Here is a 16,508-nt window from a genome sequence, read left to right on the forward strand (position 1 = left end):
CGTAAAATGAAGAACTGCTTTTTGATTATGGTATAATGAAGTAAGAAAATAGCTTATTCTACTTAAAATTGAAGGGAGAACTCCTATGCCTAGACCGAGAACGAAAGAGGAGCTGGTGTTAGCCTCTAAGGGAAACTATGAAAAACTTAATCTCCTATTCTTTCATTTTCCAAATGGGAATCAAATTCTTTAGATGATGTGAATACTCTTTATTTAGCGAGATGTTTTAAATTTTAGTTAGGAGGAAACTATGTGGACAAAACGGCGTTCTTATATTACAGAATCAAAACAGCTACAAGATTATTTGGAAAAAGAAGACGGTTTCCATGATTATATCGTCGGTTCATTTTCTTTTGATAGCCAATTGAAGACGTTAGAGATGACTATTGAGGAAGATTGTACCTTCTCCGATGATTCTAATGCAGCAGCTTTGATTTGGGATTTGTCTTGTCAAGGAGTTAGTCATTTTATAGTGGATAGTATAGACGGTTTATCTAAGTGGTGGCTCAGCGAATTGTTATTTGATGGGGAAACCTTTCAAGTACAATTGGTTAACGGTTATTTCTCTTTTAAAGCAACTAGTTTTTCCTTGGGGATTCCTCATAACACTGCAACTGACTCTGGTATAGAGATTTCTCGACTCCATCATGATTATCTTTTGCAAGAAGTAAAAGCAAGAAAAATTGTGGATGAAATTGCTTTCGCTTTTGAAAGTGATAATGATGATGTACTCAGATTTATTGGTATTTCTAACTCCGAAAAAGAACCTTTTTGGATTGGGGTATCGAATAGTCCAGATAGTAAAAGATATCAAGAAATTGACGAGCTTTTTAACGACAAAATTTATAATGGAAAATCCTTGAAGGAGAGATGGCCTGAGGTAATTATTTATGGTATTGGAACTTTATCAGTTGACGAATGGTTGACTTTTTCAGAGCATTCTGTGGATCCGCAAGTCTTTGAATCTGAAGAGGATGGCACTCTGTTTATTAATGGCGTTGAAGTGGATGGCTTTATTGATAAAGATAATTTTTGTAAGATGTGCGGAGCTAACCGGTGTCATTTGAACGATTACGATGAGTATTTTTGTCCTTTCTGTAACAAGTGGTTGCACGAAGATTGTTGGGATAAAGATGAAATCCATTATATCAAAAAACTTCCTTTGGAGCCCGTTTTGCTGTGGAAACCTAAAAAGGAACTGCGTTTTTGTCAAGTTGCTTACAGTCAAAATGGTAAGCCTTATACCTATTACTGCCCTGAAGAGTCAATCATTGAAGGGGATTGGGTTTCTGTGCCAGTTGGAAAACAGAATCTTAAAAAAGAAGCACAAGTTATCAAAGTATTTCACGAGCAAGTTTATAAACTACCATTTCCTTTAAACAAAATAAAAGCAGTTTCTAAAAAGTTGTCTAGTATGAATCAAGAAGTCGAAAAAATTGTTAATGAATTGAACGACAACGGTTTGACTTGCGATTTAATAAAGGGAAAGTTTCCAGCAGATTCTTCTGTTGCTTATGATTTATTAAAAACGCCAATTGGACATTTTTGGTTGGAGTTCAATCATCAACCAATTAAAATGTTTATTAAAGCAGATTATCCTGCCGATGGTAGTAAGTATTTTGTTGAAGGTTCTTATTTTATCAAGCCTAGTCAGACAGATTTTGACGACTTCAAGAAACTCTGTCTCTGTACGGATATAGATTTTAGAAGTGCTAGATTGATTGATAGCTTAGGTGGTGAACATCAAGATGGATATAATTGGCAAATAAACGAATATGATATTGGCTTGGCTTCTCATCCTTATTCCTACATGGAGGATGAAGTTTCTGAGACTCCGGTTGGTCTACCTCTATATGTTTCTTGGTATGACGACTTTAAACATCTGTATGGTTTTTCGGTTGCTTGGAAGTACTATGAATCAGATGAAGATTTATCAGTTTGGTATAATGTTTAAACAAAAATATTAAATTTTGCACTCCCTAGAAAGGAAACTCAATGCCCTACAAATTTTTACTCTTCGACCTTGACCACACCTTGCTTGATTTTGATGCTGCTGAGGATGTGGCTTTGACGCAACTTCTAAAGGAAGAAGGAGTTGCGGATATTCAAGTCTATAAAGAATACTACGTTCCTATGAACAAGGCTCTCTGGAAGGACTTGGAGCAAAAGAAAATCAGTAAACAAGAACTGGTTAACACGCGCTTTTCTCGTCTATTTGCGCATTTTGGACTGGAGAAAGACGGTAGGTTACTTGCCCAGCGTTACCAATTTTATCTCGCTCAGCAGGGACAAACTCTTTTGGGAGCTCATGAACTCTTGGACAGTCTCATCGAGCGTGATTATGATTTGTATGCTGCGACAAATGGCATTACTGCCATTCAGACGGGGCGTTTGGCTCAATCAGGTCTGGCTCCCTATTTCAACCAAGTTTTTATCTCCGAGCAGTTGCAAACGCAAAAGCCTGATGCACTATTCTATGAAAAAATCGGTCAGCAGATTGCAGGATTTAGCAAAGAAAAGGCACTGATGATTGGAGATTCCCTAACAGCTGATATTCAAGGTGGCAATAATGCTGGGATCGATACTATCTGGTATAACCCTCATCATCTGGAAAATAAGACACATTCCCAGCCGACTTACGAAGTCCATTCCTACCAAGACTTACTGGATTGTTTGGATACTATCTAGTGCTGTTCCTAAGAGGTGTTGATATGGAAACTAAAATCATTGAAGAGATTGACAACTTACTAAATCTCATCGAGCAGTATCAGTTAAAAGGTGTGGTTGCCCAAGTAAATTCGTTAAAAGAGTTAAAGTATATCATAAGTAATCATATGGAGCTAAGTACTCGAGAGAAGATGAATATCCACTATTCACTCTTTCTCCCTAGGGGTGGCTTATCTGAACTCTACTATATGGACGCTAATCTTGAACGGATGATGTCAGTAAATAATCAACTTTCCTATGCTATTGATACAATCGAAAAGTTTCTAATAGCTGATTGATACTGTAAATACTAATGTCAAATAATAGGATCAATAACAGTATATATAAGAACTGTAAAAAGTGGTTTAGATAGCCACTTTTTGCTATAATAGAGGCAGTAAAAACGAAGGAGTTGGCGATGCAACACTCATCTTGGCATGCTTTGATTAAGGAGCGATTACCTGAGGGTTATTTTGGGAAAATCAATCAATTTATGGAACAGGTCTATGCTCAGGGAACTGTTTATCCACCTAAGGAAAAAGTTTTTCAGGCTCTCTTGACTACACCGCTTGAAGAAGTGAAGGTGGTGATTCTAGGGCAAGACCCCTATCACGGGCCAGGTCAGGCGCAGGGCTTGAGTTTTTCTGTACCCGATGCTATTCCAGCGCCACCGTCCTTGCAAAATATCTTGAAAGAATTGTCAGATGATATCGGAGTTAAGAAATCACATGATTTGACAGCTTGGGCTGAGCAAGGAGTCTTGCTTCTCAATGCTTGCTTGACCGTTCCTGCTGGGCAGGCCAATGGTCATGCTGGGCTAATATGGGAGCCCTTTACAGATGCTGTGATTCGGGTTGTCAATAATCTAGATAGACCTGTAGTCTTTGTACTCTGGGGCGCTTATGCACGCAAGAAGAAGGCCTTGGTTACCAATCCTCGTCACTTGATTATCGAATCAGCTCATCCCAGTCCTTTATCGGTTTACAGAGGATTTTGGGGTTCCAAGCCTTTTTCCAAGGCCAATGCATTCTTAAAAGAGACAGGACAAGTGCCAATCGATTGGCTTAGATAAGGAGAAAATATGCCTCAGTTAGCGACGATTTGCTACATTGATAACGGAAAAGAACTGCTCATGTTGCATCGCAATAAGAAGCCCAATGATGTCCACGAAGGCAAATGGATTGGTGTGGGTGGTAAGTTAGAGCGAGGAGAGACACCTCAGGAATGCGCTGCGCGTGAAATCCTCGAAGAAACAGGCCTCAAAGCCAAGCCGGTTCTAAAAGGCGTTATCACTTTTCCAGAATTCACGCCAGATTTAGACTGGTACACCTATGTTTTTAAGGTGACAGAGTTCGAGGGTGACTTGATTGACTGCAATGAGGGGACGCTAGAATGGGTTCCCTATGATGAAGTTTTGGGCAAGCCAACTTGGGAAGGTGACCATACCTTTGTCGAGTGGCTCTTAGAGGATAAGCCCTTCTTTTCAGCCAAGTTCGTATATGACGGTGATACATTATTGGATACACAAGTAGATTTTTATGAATAAAGGAGATAAGATATGTTATTAATTAAAAATGGTCGTGTGATGGATCCTAAGTCTGGTTTGGATCGAGTTTGTGATGTCTTGGTCGAAGATGGAAAAATTGTCAAAATTGCTCCAGAAATCAAGGCAGACGGAGCGCAAGTCCTAGATGCAACTGGTTTAGTAGTAGCGCCTGGTTTAGTGGACATTCATGTTCACTTCCGTGAGCCTGGTCAGACCCACAAGGAGGATATCCACACTGGTGCACTAGCAGCAGCTGCAGGTGGATTTACAACGGTTGTCATGATGGCCAACACTAGTCCGACCATTTCTGATGTAGCGACTTTAAAAGAAGTATTAGCATCAGCCGCTAAGGAAAAAATCAATATCAAAACAGTTGCAACCATTACTAAAAACTTTAACGGAAAGGATTTAACAGACTTTGAGGCTCTATTAGAAGCTGGTGCAGTTGGATTTTCAGATGATGGAATTCCGCTTGAAAGTAGCAAGGTTCTCAAAGAAGCCTTGGAAACTGCTAAAAAACTTGGCACCTTTGTTTGTCTACACGAGGAAGATCCCGGATTGAACGGTATTCTTGGCTTTAATGAAAACATCGCTAAAGACCACTTCAAGATCTGTGGAGCGACAGGGGTAGCAGAATACGCCATGATTGCGCGTGATGTCATGATTGCGTATGCAACCAAGGCCCATGTTCACATCCAGCATTTATCTAAGGAAGAAAGTGTCAAAGTAGTAGAGTTTGCTCAAGGTTTGGGGGCCCAAGTCACAGCAGAAGTGGCACCACAACATTTTTCTAAGACAGAAACCCTCCTCTTGACTCAAGGAAGCAATGCTAAAATGAATCCTCCGCTTCGTTTGGAGTCAGATCGTCGTGCTGTGATTGAAGGTCTTAAGTCGGGCGTCATCACTGTAATTGCGACAGACCACGCACCTCACCATGCAGATGAGAAAAATGTAGAAGATATCACCAAAGCGCCATCTGGTATGACAGGTTTGGAAACCTCTCTTTCTCTTGGTTTGACTTATTTGGTGGAAGCTGGTGAGCTAAGCTTGATGGAATTACTAGAAAAAATGACTGTCAATCCAGCTAAATTGTACAACTTTGAAGCGGGCTACTTGGCTGAAAATGGTCCAGCGGACATCACTGTCTTTGATGACAAGGCTGATCGTACTGTTGGTCCAAACTTCGCTTCAAAATCAGCCAATTCTCCATTTATCGGGGAAACTTTAAAAGGGCAGGTCAAATATACTATCTGTAAGGGACAAATCGTCTATCAAAACTAGATGGGACTCTGCTCTATAAACTATAAGAATAGAGAGCGTATATGTACCCAACCCATCAATTTAAAGACAAGTTTGTTTTATTTCTTAAGATATTTTTCCCTATCCTGATTTATCAATTTGCCAATTATTCTGCCTCTTTTGTCGATACAACAATGACTGGGCGGTACAATACCATGGACTTGGCTGGTGTGTCTATGGCAACCAGTATCTGGAATCCTTTCTTTACTTTTTTAACAGGGATTGTTTCGGCCATGGTTCCCATCATAGGCCATCATCTGGGAAGGGGCAAAAAGGAAGAAGTAGCATCTGATTTTTACCAATTCATCTACTTAGCTTTCGGACTGTCTTTGGTCTTGCTTGGCATGGTAGTGTTCTTAGCGCCGCCTGTCTTAAACCATATCGGACTAGAAGCTCAAGTAGCGGCAGTTGCAGTTTCCTATCTTTGGTACCTGTCTATTGGAATTATACCCTTGTTGCTTTTCAGTGTCATTCGGTCATTGTTAGATTCTCTTGGATTGACCAAGCTATCGATGTATCTGATGCTCCTATTACTTCCTCTTAATAGTGGTTTTAACTATCTTTTGATATATGGAGCATTCGGTTTTCCTGAGCTTGGTGGTGCAGGAGCTGGGCTAGGAACTTCGCTAGCCTATTGGGTTTTATTGGGCATTTCCCTGCTTGTTTTGTTCAAACAAGAAAAGTTAAAAGCGCTACATCTTGAGAAACCTATTCCACTCAATATAGATAAAATTAAGGAAGGTATCCGATTAGGCCTACCAATCGGGGGAACCGTCTTTGCTGAAGTAGCTATTTTCTCCGTGGTGGGACTAATCATGGCTAAGTTTTCATCGCTTATCATCGCTAGCCACCAGTCAGCTATGAACTTTTCGAGTCTTATGTACGCTTTTCCCATGAGTATTTCCTCTGCTATGGCGATTGTTGTGTCTTACGAGGTTGGGGCTAAACGTTATGAGGATGCAAAAACCTATGCTCGTCTGGGGAGAGTAACCGCTCTTATTTTTGCAGGTCTTACCCTATCTTTTCTCTACATTTTTAGAAATCGTGTAGCAAGTCTATACGGAAATGACCCTCACTTCATTGAAACAACTGCTGTATTTCTGACTTACAGTCTCTTTTTCCAATTAGCTGATACCTTTGCGGCTCCGCTCCAAGGAATTTTAAGAGGGTATAAGGACACTATCGTTCCTTTCTATCTTGGCCTAATCGGATATTGGGGAGTAGCGATACCTCTAGGATATCTACTAGATCAAGTAACTGACTTAGGGGCATTTGCCTACTGGATTGGGTTGATTGCCAGCTTGATCGTTTCTGGTTGTTTGTATCAATGGCGTTTGAAATCCATAATGAAAAGGTTGAGCTAACTTTTAGAAAATATCCTGAAAAAGCACTTTGTGAAAAAATACTCTAACTAGAGAGAATCCCTGTTTTAACAGGGGTTTATTTTTTTATATTGTGAATTTTTATTAGCCATATACTTTGACAGCGTATACTAAAAAAGGTAAAATAGTAAGGTAAGTACAAAGTTAGAAAGGCAAGATTATGTCAACTTTAGATAGAAATCTTTTGCTAGAGATGTTCCGTAAGATGGAAGAAATCCGTCGTATGGACTTAAAAATTGCGCAATTAGTAAAGAAAGGAAAAGTGCCAGGAATGACTCACTTTTCTGTTGGAGAGGAAGCTGCTAACGTCGGAGCTATGCTGGCCCTCAATCCAGATGATCTGATTACCTCAAATCACCGTGGTCATGGTCAAGCTATCGCCAAAGGGATTGATCTCAACGGAATGATGGCTGAAATACTTGGAAAATACACTGGAACCTGTAAGGGAAAAGGTGGTTCTATGCATATCGCCGACCTTGATGCTGGTAACCTTGGTGCCAATGGTATCGTTGGTGGTGGTATGGGAATCGCTGTTGGCGCAGCCCTCAGTCAGCAAATGCAACATACTGGTAAAATCGTCGTCTGCTTCTTTGGAGATGGTGCGACTAATGAGGGTGTTTTCCACGAAGCAGTGAACATGGCTTCTATCTGGAAACTTCCTGTTATTTTCTACTGCATTAACAACGGTTATGGGATTTCTGCGGATATCAAGAAAATGACCAATGTGGAGCATATCCATCAACGTAGTGCGGCATATGGAATTCCTGGAATGTTTATCGAAGATGGGAACAACGTCATCGATGTCTATGAAGGATTTAAGAAAGCTGTAGATCATGTTCGTGGTGGAAATGGCCCAGTCTTGATCGAAAGTGTAACCTATCGCTGGCTTGGCCACTCATCGTCTGACCCTGGTAAATATCGTACGCGTGAAGAAGTGGAATTGTGGAAACAAAAAGACCCAATCGAAAATCTTCGCAACTATCTCGTTGAGAACAACATTGCAAGTGCCGAAGAATTGGAAGAAATCCAAGCGCAAGTCAAGGAAGCAGTAGAAGCTTCTGTTAAATTTGCGGAAGAAAGCCCATTCCCACCACTAGAATCAGCATTTGAAGATATTTACGCAGACTAAGGAGAAAGAGATAAAATGGAAACAAAAACAATGTCCTTCCGTGACACCATTATCCTTGCTATGTCTGAGGAAATGCGTCGCGATGAAAATGTGTTCTTGATGGGAGAAGACGTCGGTGTCTTCGGAGGAGACTTCGGTACTTCTGTTGGAATGCTCGAAGAATTTGGTCCAGAACGTGTCCGTGACTGTCCTATTTCTGAAGCTGCTATCTCGGGAGCAGCAGCAGGAGCAGCTATGACAGGACTTCGCCCAATCGTTGATATGACCTTTATGGATTTCTCGGTTATAGCCATGGACAATATCGTTAACCAAGCTGCTAAAACACGTTATATGTTTGGTGGTAAAGGTCAAGTTCCAATGACTGTCCGTTGTGCAGCTGGTAACGGAGTTGGTTCTGCAGCACAGCACTCGCAATCCCTAGAGTCCTGGTTTACTCACATTCCTGGGCTTAAGGTTGTAGCTCCAGGTACACCTGCGGATATGAAAGGACTGCTCAAGTCTTCTATCCGTGATAACAACCCTGTTATCATCCTTGAATACAAGTCAGAATTTAACCAAAAAGGGGAAGTGCCAGTTGATCAAGACTACACAATCCCACTTGGAGTTGGTGAAATCAAACGCGAAGGAACGGATGTAACAGTCGTTACTTACGGTAAAATGCTTCGTCGTGTGGTTCAAGCTGCTGAAGAATTAGCAGAAGAGGGAATTTCAGTTGAAATTGTGGACCCACGTACCCTCGTTCCGCTTGATAAGGATATCATCATTAACTCAGTGAAGAAGACTGGTAAGGTGGTACTTGTCAACGATGCTCACAAAACAAGTGGCTATATCGGAGAGATTTCAGCTATTATTTCAGAATCAGAAGCATTTGATTATCTAGACGCACCAATCCGCCGTTGCGCCGGAGAAGATGTGCCAATGCCTTACGCGCAAAACCTTGAAAATGCAATGATTCCAACAGTTGAAAGCATCAAAGATGCAATCCGTAAGACTTATAACAAAGAATAATATTGCATAAATTAAATTACGTAAATTTTTAGAGATTTTAACTTTAGTAACTTGAGGTATGTTTTGTATCCAAGTTGTATATAAAGTTGCGACAGTTTTTTGACGAATCGATCATATTCGACAAAAAACTTAGTAAGTCTACTAGGTTGACCGCCTAATAGCGGCAACCGTAGTAACTTGAGACGCGTTTCGTGTCCAAGTTACTTGTAGAGTTGAACACGGGCTAAAAGCTCGGAAAAAAGATAAATCTCCTTGGCTTCATCGAAGCCAGCGTCGATTTCCTATTTTTCAGTCGCTTTTGACGCCCTTTATATCATAAATAGAATTGGAGAGGTCATGGCTGATGACAAGCTAAGAGCGACTCCTGCGGCTAGAAAGTTAGCGGATGATCTAGGGATCAATCTCTACGACGTTTCTGGCTCAGGTGCAAACGGTCGTGTCCACAAAGAAGACGTGGAAACTTATAAAGACACAAACGTGGTTCGCATTTCGCCACTTGCAAAACGAATTGCCCTCGAACATAACATTGCTTGGCAGGAAATCCAAGGAACGGGTCACCGTGGTAAAATCATGAAGAAGGACGTTTTGGCCTTACTTCCTGAAAATATCGAAAACGACACCATCAAGTCTCCTGCTCAAATCGAAAAAGTGGAAGAAGTTCCAGATACTATCACTCCTTATGGTGAGATTGAGCGTATTCCAATGACACCAATGCGTAAGGTGATTGCCCAACGTATGGTTGAATCTTACCTAACTGCGCCAACCTTCACACTCAACTACGATGTCGATATGTCAGAAATGTTGGCTCTTCGTAAGAAGGTTCTTGAGCCAATTATGGAAGCAACTGGTAAGAAGACTACTGTAACAGACCTTCTTTCACTCGCTGTTGTAAAAACATTGATGAAACACCCTTACATCAACGCTTCATTGACAGAAGACGGCAAGACCATTATCACTCACAACTATGTCAACCTTGCGATGGCGGTTGGGATGGATAACGGATTGATGACACCTGTTGTCTATAATGCTGAAAAAATGAGCTTGTCAGAGTTGGTTGTAGCCTTTAAGGATGTGATTGGTCGTACCTTGGATGGTAAATTGGCTCCAAGTGAACTGCAAAATTCAACTTTCACAATTAGTAACTTGGGAATGTTTGGCGTTCAGTCCTTTGGTCCTATTATTAACCAACCAAACTCAGCAATCCTCGGGGTTAGCTCAACAGTTGAGAAACCTGTAGTTGTCAATGGTGAGATTGTTATTCGTCCTATCATGAGCCTTGGATTAACCATTGACCACCGTGTTGTAGATGGTATGGCTGGTGCTAAGTTTATGAAAGACTTGAAAGCCTTAATTGAGAATCCAATCTCAATGTTGGTTTAAGTCAGCTATTGTTATTTTAGAGTTTTAGATAAAGGAAGTAAGACATGGCCTTAGAAGTAATTATGCCAAAAGCCGGCGTGGATATGACAGAAGGACAAATCGTCCAATGGAATAAGAAAGTCGGAGAATTTGTAAAAGAAGGAGAAATCCTTTTGGAAATCATGACTGACAAAGTCAGCATGGAATTGGAAGCCGAAGAAGATGGATACTTGATTGCCATCCTCAAAGGAGATGGTGAAACTGTTCCAGTAACTGAAGTTATCGGTTACCTTGGGGAAGAAGGGGAAAATATCCCAACAACTGGAGCGGCTGCGCCAGAATCAAAACCTGCACCTGCAGCTAGTGCCTCAAACGACGATGGTAAGAGCGATGATGCCTTTGATATCGTTGTGATTGGTGGGGGTCCTGCTGGTTATGTTGCAGCCATTAAAGCTGCCCAACTTGGTGGTAAAGTTGCCCTTGTTGAGAAATCTGAACTCGGTGGAACCTGCTTGAACCGTGGCTGTATCCCAACTAAGACCTACCTTCACAACGCTGAAATCATCGAAAATATCGGTCATGCAGCAAATCGTGGTATCGTCATCGAAAATCCAAACTTCACTGTAGATATGGACAAACTCCTTGAAACTAAATCTAAGGTTGTCAATACCTTGGTAGGTGGTGTTGCGGGTCTTCTTCGTAGTTACGGAGTTACTGTTCATAAGGGAATTGGTACAATAACTAAAGATAAGAATGTCTTGGTAAATGGTTCTGAATTGCTTGAAACCAAGAAAATTATCCTTGCTGGTGGTTCAAAAGTCAGCAAGATCAACGTTCCTGGTATGGAATCTCCACTTGTCATGACCAGTGATGACATTCTTGAAATGAACGAAGTACCAGAAAGCCTCGTAATCATCGGTGGTGGCGTTGTCGGTATCGAACTCGGCCAAGCCTTCATGACATTTGGTTCAAAAGTAACTGTTATCGAAATGATGGACCGTATCGTGCCAGCTATGGATGCGGAAGTTTCTAAGAATCTTCGTTTGATCCTTGAGCGCAAAGGTATGACCATCTTAACCGACACTAAACTCCAAGAAATCATCGAGGAAAATGGACAACTTCGTATCAAGGTTGAAGGAAAAGATGATATCATCGCAAGCAAAGCCCTTCTTTCAATCGGTCGTGTGCCAGACCTTGAAGGTATTGGCGATGTTGAGTTTGAATTGGATCGTGGACGCATCAAGGTCAATGAATACATGGAAACTTCTGTTCCAGGTATTTACGCACCAGGTGACATCAACGGTACTAAGATGTTGGCGCACGCAGCCTTCCGCATGGGCGAAGTTGCCGCTGAAAATGCCCTCAAAGGAAATCATGCTGTTGCCAAACTCAACTTGACTCCTGCAGCCATCTACACTCTCCCTGAAGTAGCAGCAGTAGGTTTGACTGAAGAACAAGCACGTGAGAAATACGATGTCGCTATCGGTAAATTCAACTTTGCAGCTAACGGTCGTGCAATTGCATCGGATGCTGCTCAAGGTTTCGTAAAAGTCATTGCAGATAAGAAATACGGAGAAATCCTTGGTGTTCACATCATCGGTCCTGCAGCTGCAGAATTGATCAACGAGGCATCAAGCATCATAGAAATGGAAATCACTGTTGAAGAAATGCTGAAGACTATCCACGGACACCCAACCTACTCTGAAGTGATGTACGAAGCGTTTGCGGATGTTCTAGGAATGGCCATCCATTCACCTAAGAAAAAATAAAACAAAGATAGACTAGACTGGAAGGTTATTTCCAGTCTCTATCGTATAAAGGGATATCATGAAATATATTATCAATCATTCAAACGACACCGCCTTTAATATTGCCTTGGAAGAATATGCCTTTAAACACCTTTTGGATGAGGATCAAATCTTCCTACTTTGGATTAACAAACCTTCTATCATTGTTGGTCGTCACCAGAATACTATCGAAGAAATCAACCGTGATTATGTTCGAGAAAATGGCATTGAGGTAGTCCGCCGTATCAGTGGTGGTGGAGCTGTTTATCACGATTTAAACAACCTCAACTACACCATCATTTCAAAAGAAGATGAAAACAAGGCCTTTGACTTCAAGAGCTTCTCAACTCCAGTTATCAATACCTTGGCTCAACTAGGCGTTAAAGCTGAGTTCACAGGCCGTAATGACCTTGAGATTGATGGCAAGAAATTCTGTGGCAATGCCCAAGCCTATATCAATGGGCGTATCATGCACCACGGTTGCTTGCTCTTTGACGTTGATTTGTCAGTCCTTGCTAACGCCCTCAAGGTTTCAAAAGATAAATTTGAATCAAAAGGTGTGAAATCCGTCCGTGCCCGTGTTACCAATATTATCAATGAATTACCTGAAAAAATCACAGTTGAAGAATTCCGTGATTTGCTATTGGAATACATGAAAAAAGAGTACCCAGAGATGACTGAATACGTCTTTTCAGAAGAAGAATTGGCGGAAATCAATCGTATCAAGGATACTAAGTTTGGAACTTGGGACTGGAACTACGGTAAATCACCTGAATTTAACGTCCGTCGTGGTACAAAATTCACCAGTGGTAAGGTTGAAGTTTTTGCCAACGTCATTGAATCAAAAATTCAAGATATTAAGATTTATGGTGACTTCTTTGGTATCGAAGATGTTGCAGCTGTAGAAGATGTCCTTCGTGGAGTGAAATACGAACGTGAAGATGTTCTTAAGGCACTAGAAACTATTGATATCACACGCTACTTTGCTGGAATTAGCCGTGAAGAAATCGCTGAAGCAGTAGTGGGATAAAAAGAAAAGAAGTTGGTTGTATGACCAGCTTCTTTTTATGAGTGATATTTTACATAAATAATTTTATGTATTCTATAAACTATCTAAAGCATTCTTTTGTTCATCATTGACGATATGGGTATAGAGGTCAGTGACTTGTGTACTGGCATGTCCTAGCTGATGGCTGACCAAAACTTGCGATTTAGTAGCATCATAGAGCCTAGTTGCCAGAGTATGGCGTAGTTTGTGGGGAGTTACACGGACTTTGAAGTCCTCAGAGTATTTAGCAACCATCTTTTCAACGCTAGAAGCATCAATACGATTGGGAATACCTCGATAGAGTGTCAAAAAGAGAGCTGTATCTGTCTTTTCCGTCTTATAGCGTTGATTTCGAATGGCTAGATAATTCTCTAGATAAGGTTTTGCAAAGGCAGCGACATTGACCGAGTCGCGTTTTCCACCTTTCCGAGTGACATCGATAACCATCATTTTGAGATTAAGGTCTCTTAGATCCAGATTAACTGCTTCAGATAAGCGGACACCAGATGCCAAGAGAAGGGCAATGATGGCCAAATCACGTTCCTTATTTTTATTGAATGACGATAGAGCACGATTTGAAAGCTGTTGTGGGTACTCTTGGTCGATATAGGTTAAAAAACCTTCTGTCTCATCACCTAGAAAGAGTTTTTGCTTGATGTTTTCAGCTCTGGCAGCAAGAGTTTCTTTCTTTTTCTTGGTTGAAACTTTCTTCATTACATTACGATAGAAATAAGGCTCCCCTTGGTCGTTTTCAACTTCCTCGGTCAGATACTTGTAAAGACTGGAAAGTGCTGACAAGGTCCGATTGATGGTCGTCTGAGAGACACCTTGCTTGGTTGTATTGGCATTCAGCAATGGACGTTCACGTAGATACAGGATAAAGGATTCCATGTCTTTTTTAGACATATTTTCCAAGACCGATAAAGGAATGTCAGACATTTTATCAGCATTTGAAATTCCAGACTCTAAAACCCAACTGAAAAATCGATCGTATTCCTTGAGGTATTCGTACAAGGTTGTAAAACTGTAAGGAACAGCAAGCTTTGATTGGTAGTATTCCAGAACATACCAGGGCATGATTTGTTTCAGTTTGTCGATTCGTTCCAGTAAAATCTCACGTTTCATGTATTTTCTCCATAATTAAGTCTACTAGTAGTATAGCATAGACTTATATATTTTTCAAGAAAATTATAGTTTTTCGGAAAGATGTTATGAGAGTTTTCAAAGAATAGAAAAAAGACTTAGATCTATGAAATACAGAACTAAATCTTTTTTCTATTGTGAATCATTATCTAGTGCTTTTTCTAGTTTCCAAATACTAAACCAGAATGAAATAGTCAGCAGAATAAGGAAAATAAAAAAGAGATTATCAGTAACGATACTTCTGTTCATTCTACATAACTGAAGAGCTATATAAGGAGCTATGAGATACAAAATACATTGTATAATTGCTATTGTTTTCTTTTTCATGATTTTTAATCTTACTGTACAGATTTGATACAGTAAACTCCTTCCTAGCTTTATCATTCCTAACTTAATTATAGTCTTATTTTTTACAAAGTTCAATTACTTGTATGTTGAAATACCTTATCAGTAAGAAATAACCGATCTCATTGCAGAGAATCGGTTTTCAAATGTATTTAATTAAGAAATATTTTTGTTGCATAATATAAATTATGTAAACAAAACTTACAACAACAAATCTTTGACTTTTCCAATTTCACTTTTTGGAATCACCAGGTGAATCATATCACCCAGATACATTCTAGTTGAGCCGTTAACTGTTTGGCTTTTGCCATTATGGACTTGGGTGGTGATGAGTACGTTATGTGGCAAGTTGAGCTCATGAACCTGTTTTCCAGCGATTTTATCTGATACAGGAATTTCAATGAGGGTGACTTCTCCTTCATCTGTCGCTTCTTCTGGCAGCATTTTTTCTAGCATGGCCTCATAGACTGGAGCACCCTTGAGTAGATCCATGACGATGTAAGCTACCAAGGTCACTAAGCCAAGTGGCATGAGGTTGCGAATGTCCCCTACCATCTCAGTTACGAGGATCATAGCGGTTAAGGGAGCCTTGGATATTGCCCCAAAGTAGCCACTCATTCCTAAAATGACAAATATAGGGAATTGCTCTTGGCTGACAAGCCCAAGATTGATACAAATGACACCGACTAGGGCACCAAGTAAGGAACCAAGCGCCAGAATGGGTAGGAAAATTCCTCCTGGGAGACCACTTCCATAGCTAATCATGCTCCAAACAAAGCGAATCAAAAAGTAAGCTAATAGAACTTGAAAACTAAAATTTTGCTCAGTCAAAGAAAGAACGACCTGGTTTCCACCACCAAGGATTTGTGGTAAGAAGATCCCGACTGGTATGATGAGAATGAATGCTAGGATTGGATAATAAGCTCTATCCAAGTGGATTTTTTTACCAATCCAGTCATAAACTCGACCAACATTGAGTACAGCTTTCTCATAGAGAAAACCAGAAAGCCCGAGAAAAACTCCCATAAGGAGGTAAATCCAATACTGGTCTAGGGTCATGAGAGGAATGTTGTCTGGCATATCTAGTACGGGTGTTAGGCCAAATATGAGTAAAGAAATAAAGTTTGCTACGAGACTGGCTGCTAGAGTTGAGACCCAGAAAAATCGTGAAAAATGGTGGTAAACTTCTTCTATAACAAAGAGAAGACCTGCGATTGGTGCATTAAAGGCTGCGGCTAAACCTGCAGCAGCTCCACTAGCAATCAGGGAACGTTCTTCAACTGGACTAGATTTGAGCCACTTGGCTATACCTTTACCACCAACTGCTCCAAGTTGAATACTTGGTCCCTCTCGTCCCAGCATAAGTCCACTGGCAATTGCAAGAATACCTAAAATATATTTTTTCCAGAGAACGCCCCACCAGTTAAGGGTCATGAGACCTTTTAGTTCGGCTTCGACTTGAGGAATTCCTGAACCCTTGATATCTTTTTCCGATCGAGTCAATTTCGCACTGAGCCAGCTAACAATTAAATAAAATAGGCCAATGATAAAAAGATTGCGCACCAGGTGCGCTTGATCTTGATAGAGTCCTTGTATCAGGTGGAAGCCTTTTTCGATTGAAAACCGAAAGGATCCGACGATTAGTCCGACGACGAGACCGACAATGATCCCTCGCCCAACTTGGGATAATATGGTGCTTGAGGCAAAGGCAAATTCCTTCTTGGAGCTGAGTATTTCTGACTGTTCCTCCATAATC

General features: G+C 40.7%; 14 protein-coding genes and 1 pseudogene. 13 read left to right on the forward strand and 2 right to left on the reverse strand.

Going from position 1 to position 16,508, the window contains the following annotated elements; genetic code table 11:
* Nucleotides 1-85 precede the first annotated feature (85 nt).
* The 13 genes and pseudogenes from KZX55_RS09190 to KZX55_RS01285 all read left to right on the forward strand — a co-directional run.
* Nucleotides 86-151 (forward strand): annotated as a pseudogene (locus KZX55_RS09190) (ClbS/DfsB family four-helix bundle protein); the annotation flags it as partial.
* A gap of 99 nt (nucleotides 152-250) precedes the next feature.
* Complete coding sequence (locus KZX55_RS01230) at nucleotides 251-1,954, forward strand: hypothetical protein (protein ID WP_248023043.1); 1,704 nt, start codon at nucleotides 251-253, stop codon at nucleotides 1,952-1,954.
* Nucleotides 1,955-1,995: 41 nt separating this feature from the next.
* Nucleotides 1,996-2,688 (forward strand): YjjG family noncanonical pyrimidine nucleotidase, encoded by a 693-nt coding sequence (locus KZX55_RS01235; protein WP_248023046.1) that lies wholly within the window; start codon nucleotides 1,996-1,998, stop codon nucleotides 2,686-2,688.
* A 23-nt stretch (nucleotides 2,689-2,711) separates the two neighbouring features.
* Nucleotides 2,712-3,005 (forward strand): hypothetical protein, encoded by a 294-nt coding sequence (locus KZX55_RS01240; RefSeq protein WP_248023049.1) that lies wholly within the window; start codon nucleotides 2,712-2,714, stop codon nucleotides 3,003-3,005.
* A gap of 119 nt (nucleotides 3,006-3,124) precedes the next feature.
* Entirely contained in the window at nucleotides 3,125-3,778 is a 654-nt protein-coding gene (locus KZX55_RS01245; protein WP_248023051.1) for a uracil-DNA glycosylase, read from the forward strand.
* Between the two features lie 9 nt (nucleotides 3,779-3,787).
* Nucleotides 3,788-4,252, forward strand: coding sequence for an NUDIX hydrolase (locus KZX55_RS01250; protein WP_248023053.1), 465 nt, complete (start codon nucleotides 3,788-3,790; stop codon nucleotides 4,250-4,252).
* Between the two features lie 12 nt (nucleotides 4,253-4,264).
* On the forward strand, nucleotides 4,265-5,533 hold the full coding sequence (locus KZX55_RS01255; protein WP_248023056.1) for a dihydroorotase: 1,269 nt from the start codon (nucleotides 4,265-4,267) through the stop codon (nucleotides 5,531-5,533).
* Between the two features lie 41 nt (nucleotides 5,534-5,574).
* Entirely contained in the window at nucleotides 5,575-6,915 is a 1,341-nt protein-coding gene (locus KZX55_RS01260) for an MATE family efflux transporter (RefSeq protein WP_248023058.1), read from the forward strand.
* Nucleotides 6,916-7,093: 178 nt separating this feature from the next.
* Nucleotides 7,094-8,062 (forward strand): thiamine pyrophosphate-dependent dehydrogenase E1 component subunit alpha, encoded by a 969-nt coding sequence (locus KZX55_RS01265; protein WP_248023060.1) that lies wholly within the window; start codon nucleotides 7,094-7,096, stop codon nucleotides 8,060-8,062.
* Nucleotides 8,063-8,077: 15 nt separating this feature from the next.
* On the forward strand, nucleotides 8,078-9,070 hold the full coding sequence (locus KZX55_RS01270) for an alpha-ketoacid dehydrogenase subunit beta (RefSeq protein ID WP_248023063.1): 993 nt from the start codon (nucleotides 8,078-8,080) through the stop codon (nucleotides 9,068-9,070).
* 336 nt (nucleotides 9,071-9,406) lie between these two features.
* The gene (locus KZX55_RS01275) at nucleotides 9,407-10,450 is read left to right on the forward strand and encodes a dihydrolipoamide acetyltransferase (RefSeq protein WP_195216647.1); all 1,044 of its coding nucleotides are present in this window, start codon (nucleotides 9,407-9,409) and stop codon (nucleotides 10,448-10,450) included.
* 44 nt (nucleotides 10,451-10,494) lie between these two features.
* On the forward strand, nucleotides 10,495-12,198 hold the full coding sequence (gene lpdA / locus KZX55_RS01280) for a dihydrolipoyl dehydrogenase (protein ID WP_248023066.1): 1,704 nt from the start codon (nucleotides 10,495-10,497) through the stop codon (nucleotides 12,196-12,198).
* Between the two features lie 58 nt (nucleotides 12,199-12,256).
* On the forward strand, nucleotides 12,257-13,246 hold the full coding sequence (locus KZX55_RS01285; protein ID WP_248023074.1) for a lipoate--protein ligase: 990 nt from the start codon (nucleotides 12,257-12,259) through the stop codon (nucleotides 13,244-13,246).
* A 72-nt stretch (nucleotides 13,247-13,318) separates the two neighbouring features.
* Here the strand turns inward: KZX55_RS01285 and xerS are convergent, their stop codons facing one another.
* Both xerS and KZX55_RS01295 read right to left on the reverse strand, forming a co-directional pair.
* Nucleotides 13,319-14,389: a tyrosine recombinase XerS gene (gene xerS / locus KZX55_RS01290; protein ID WP_248023082.1), complete on the reverse strand. Its 1,071-nt coding sequence runs from the start codon at nucleotides 14,387-14,389 to the stop codon at nucleotides 13,319-13,321.
* Between the two features lie 564 nt (nucleotides 14,390-14,953).
* Complete coding sequence (locus KZX55_RS01295; RefSeq protein ID WP_248025028.1) at nucleotides 14,954-16,504, reverse strand: ClC family H(+)/Cl(-) exchange transporter; 1,551 nt, start codon at nucleotides 16,502-16,504, stop codon at nucleotides 14,954-14,956.
* Between the last annotated feature and the right edge of the window lie 4 nt (nucleotides 16,505-16,508).

Origin of the sequence: Streptococcus halitosis (genome assembly GCF_023147855.1) — a bacterium.
In the GTDB taxonomy this organism is placed as follows: domain Bacteria; phylum Bacillota; class Bacilli; order Lactobacillales; family Streptococcaceae; genus Streptococcus; species Streptococcus halitosis_B.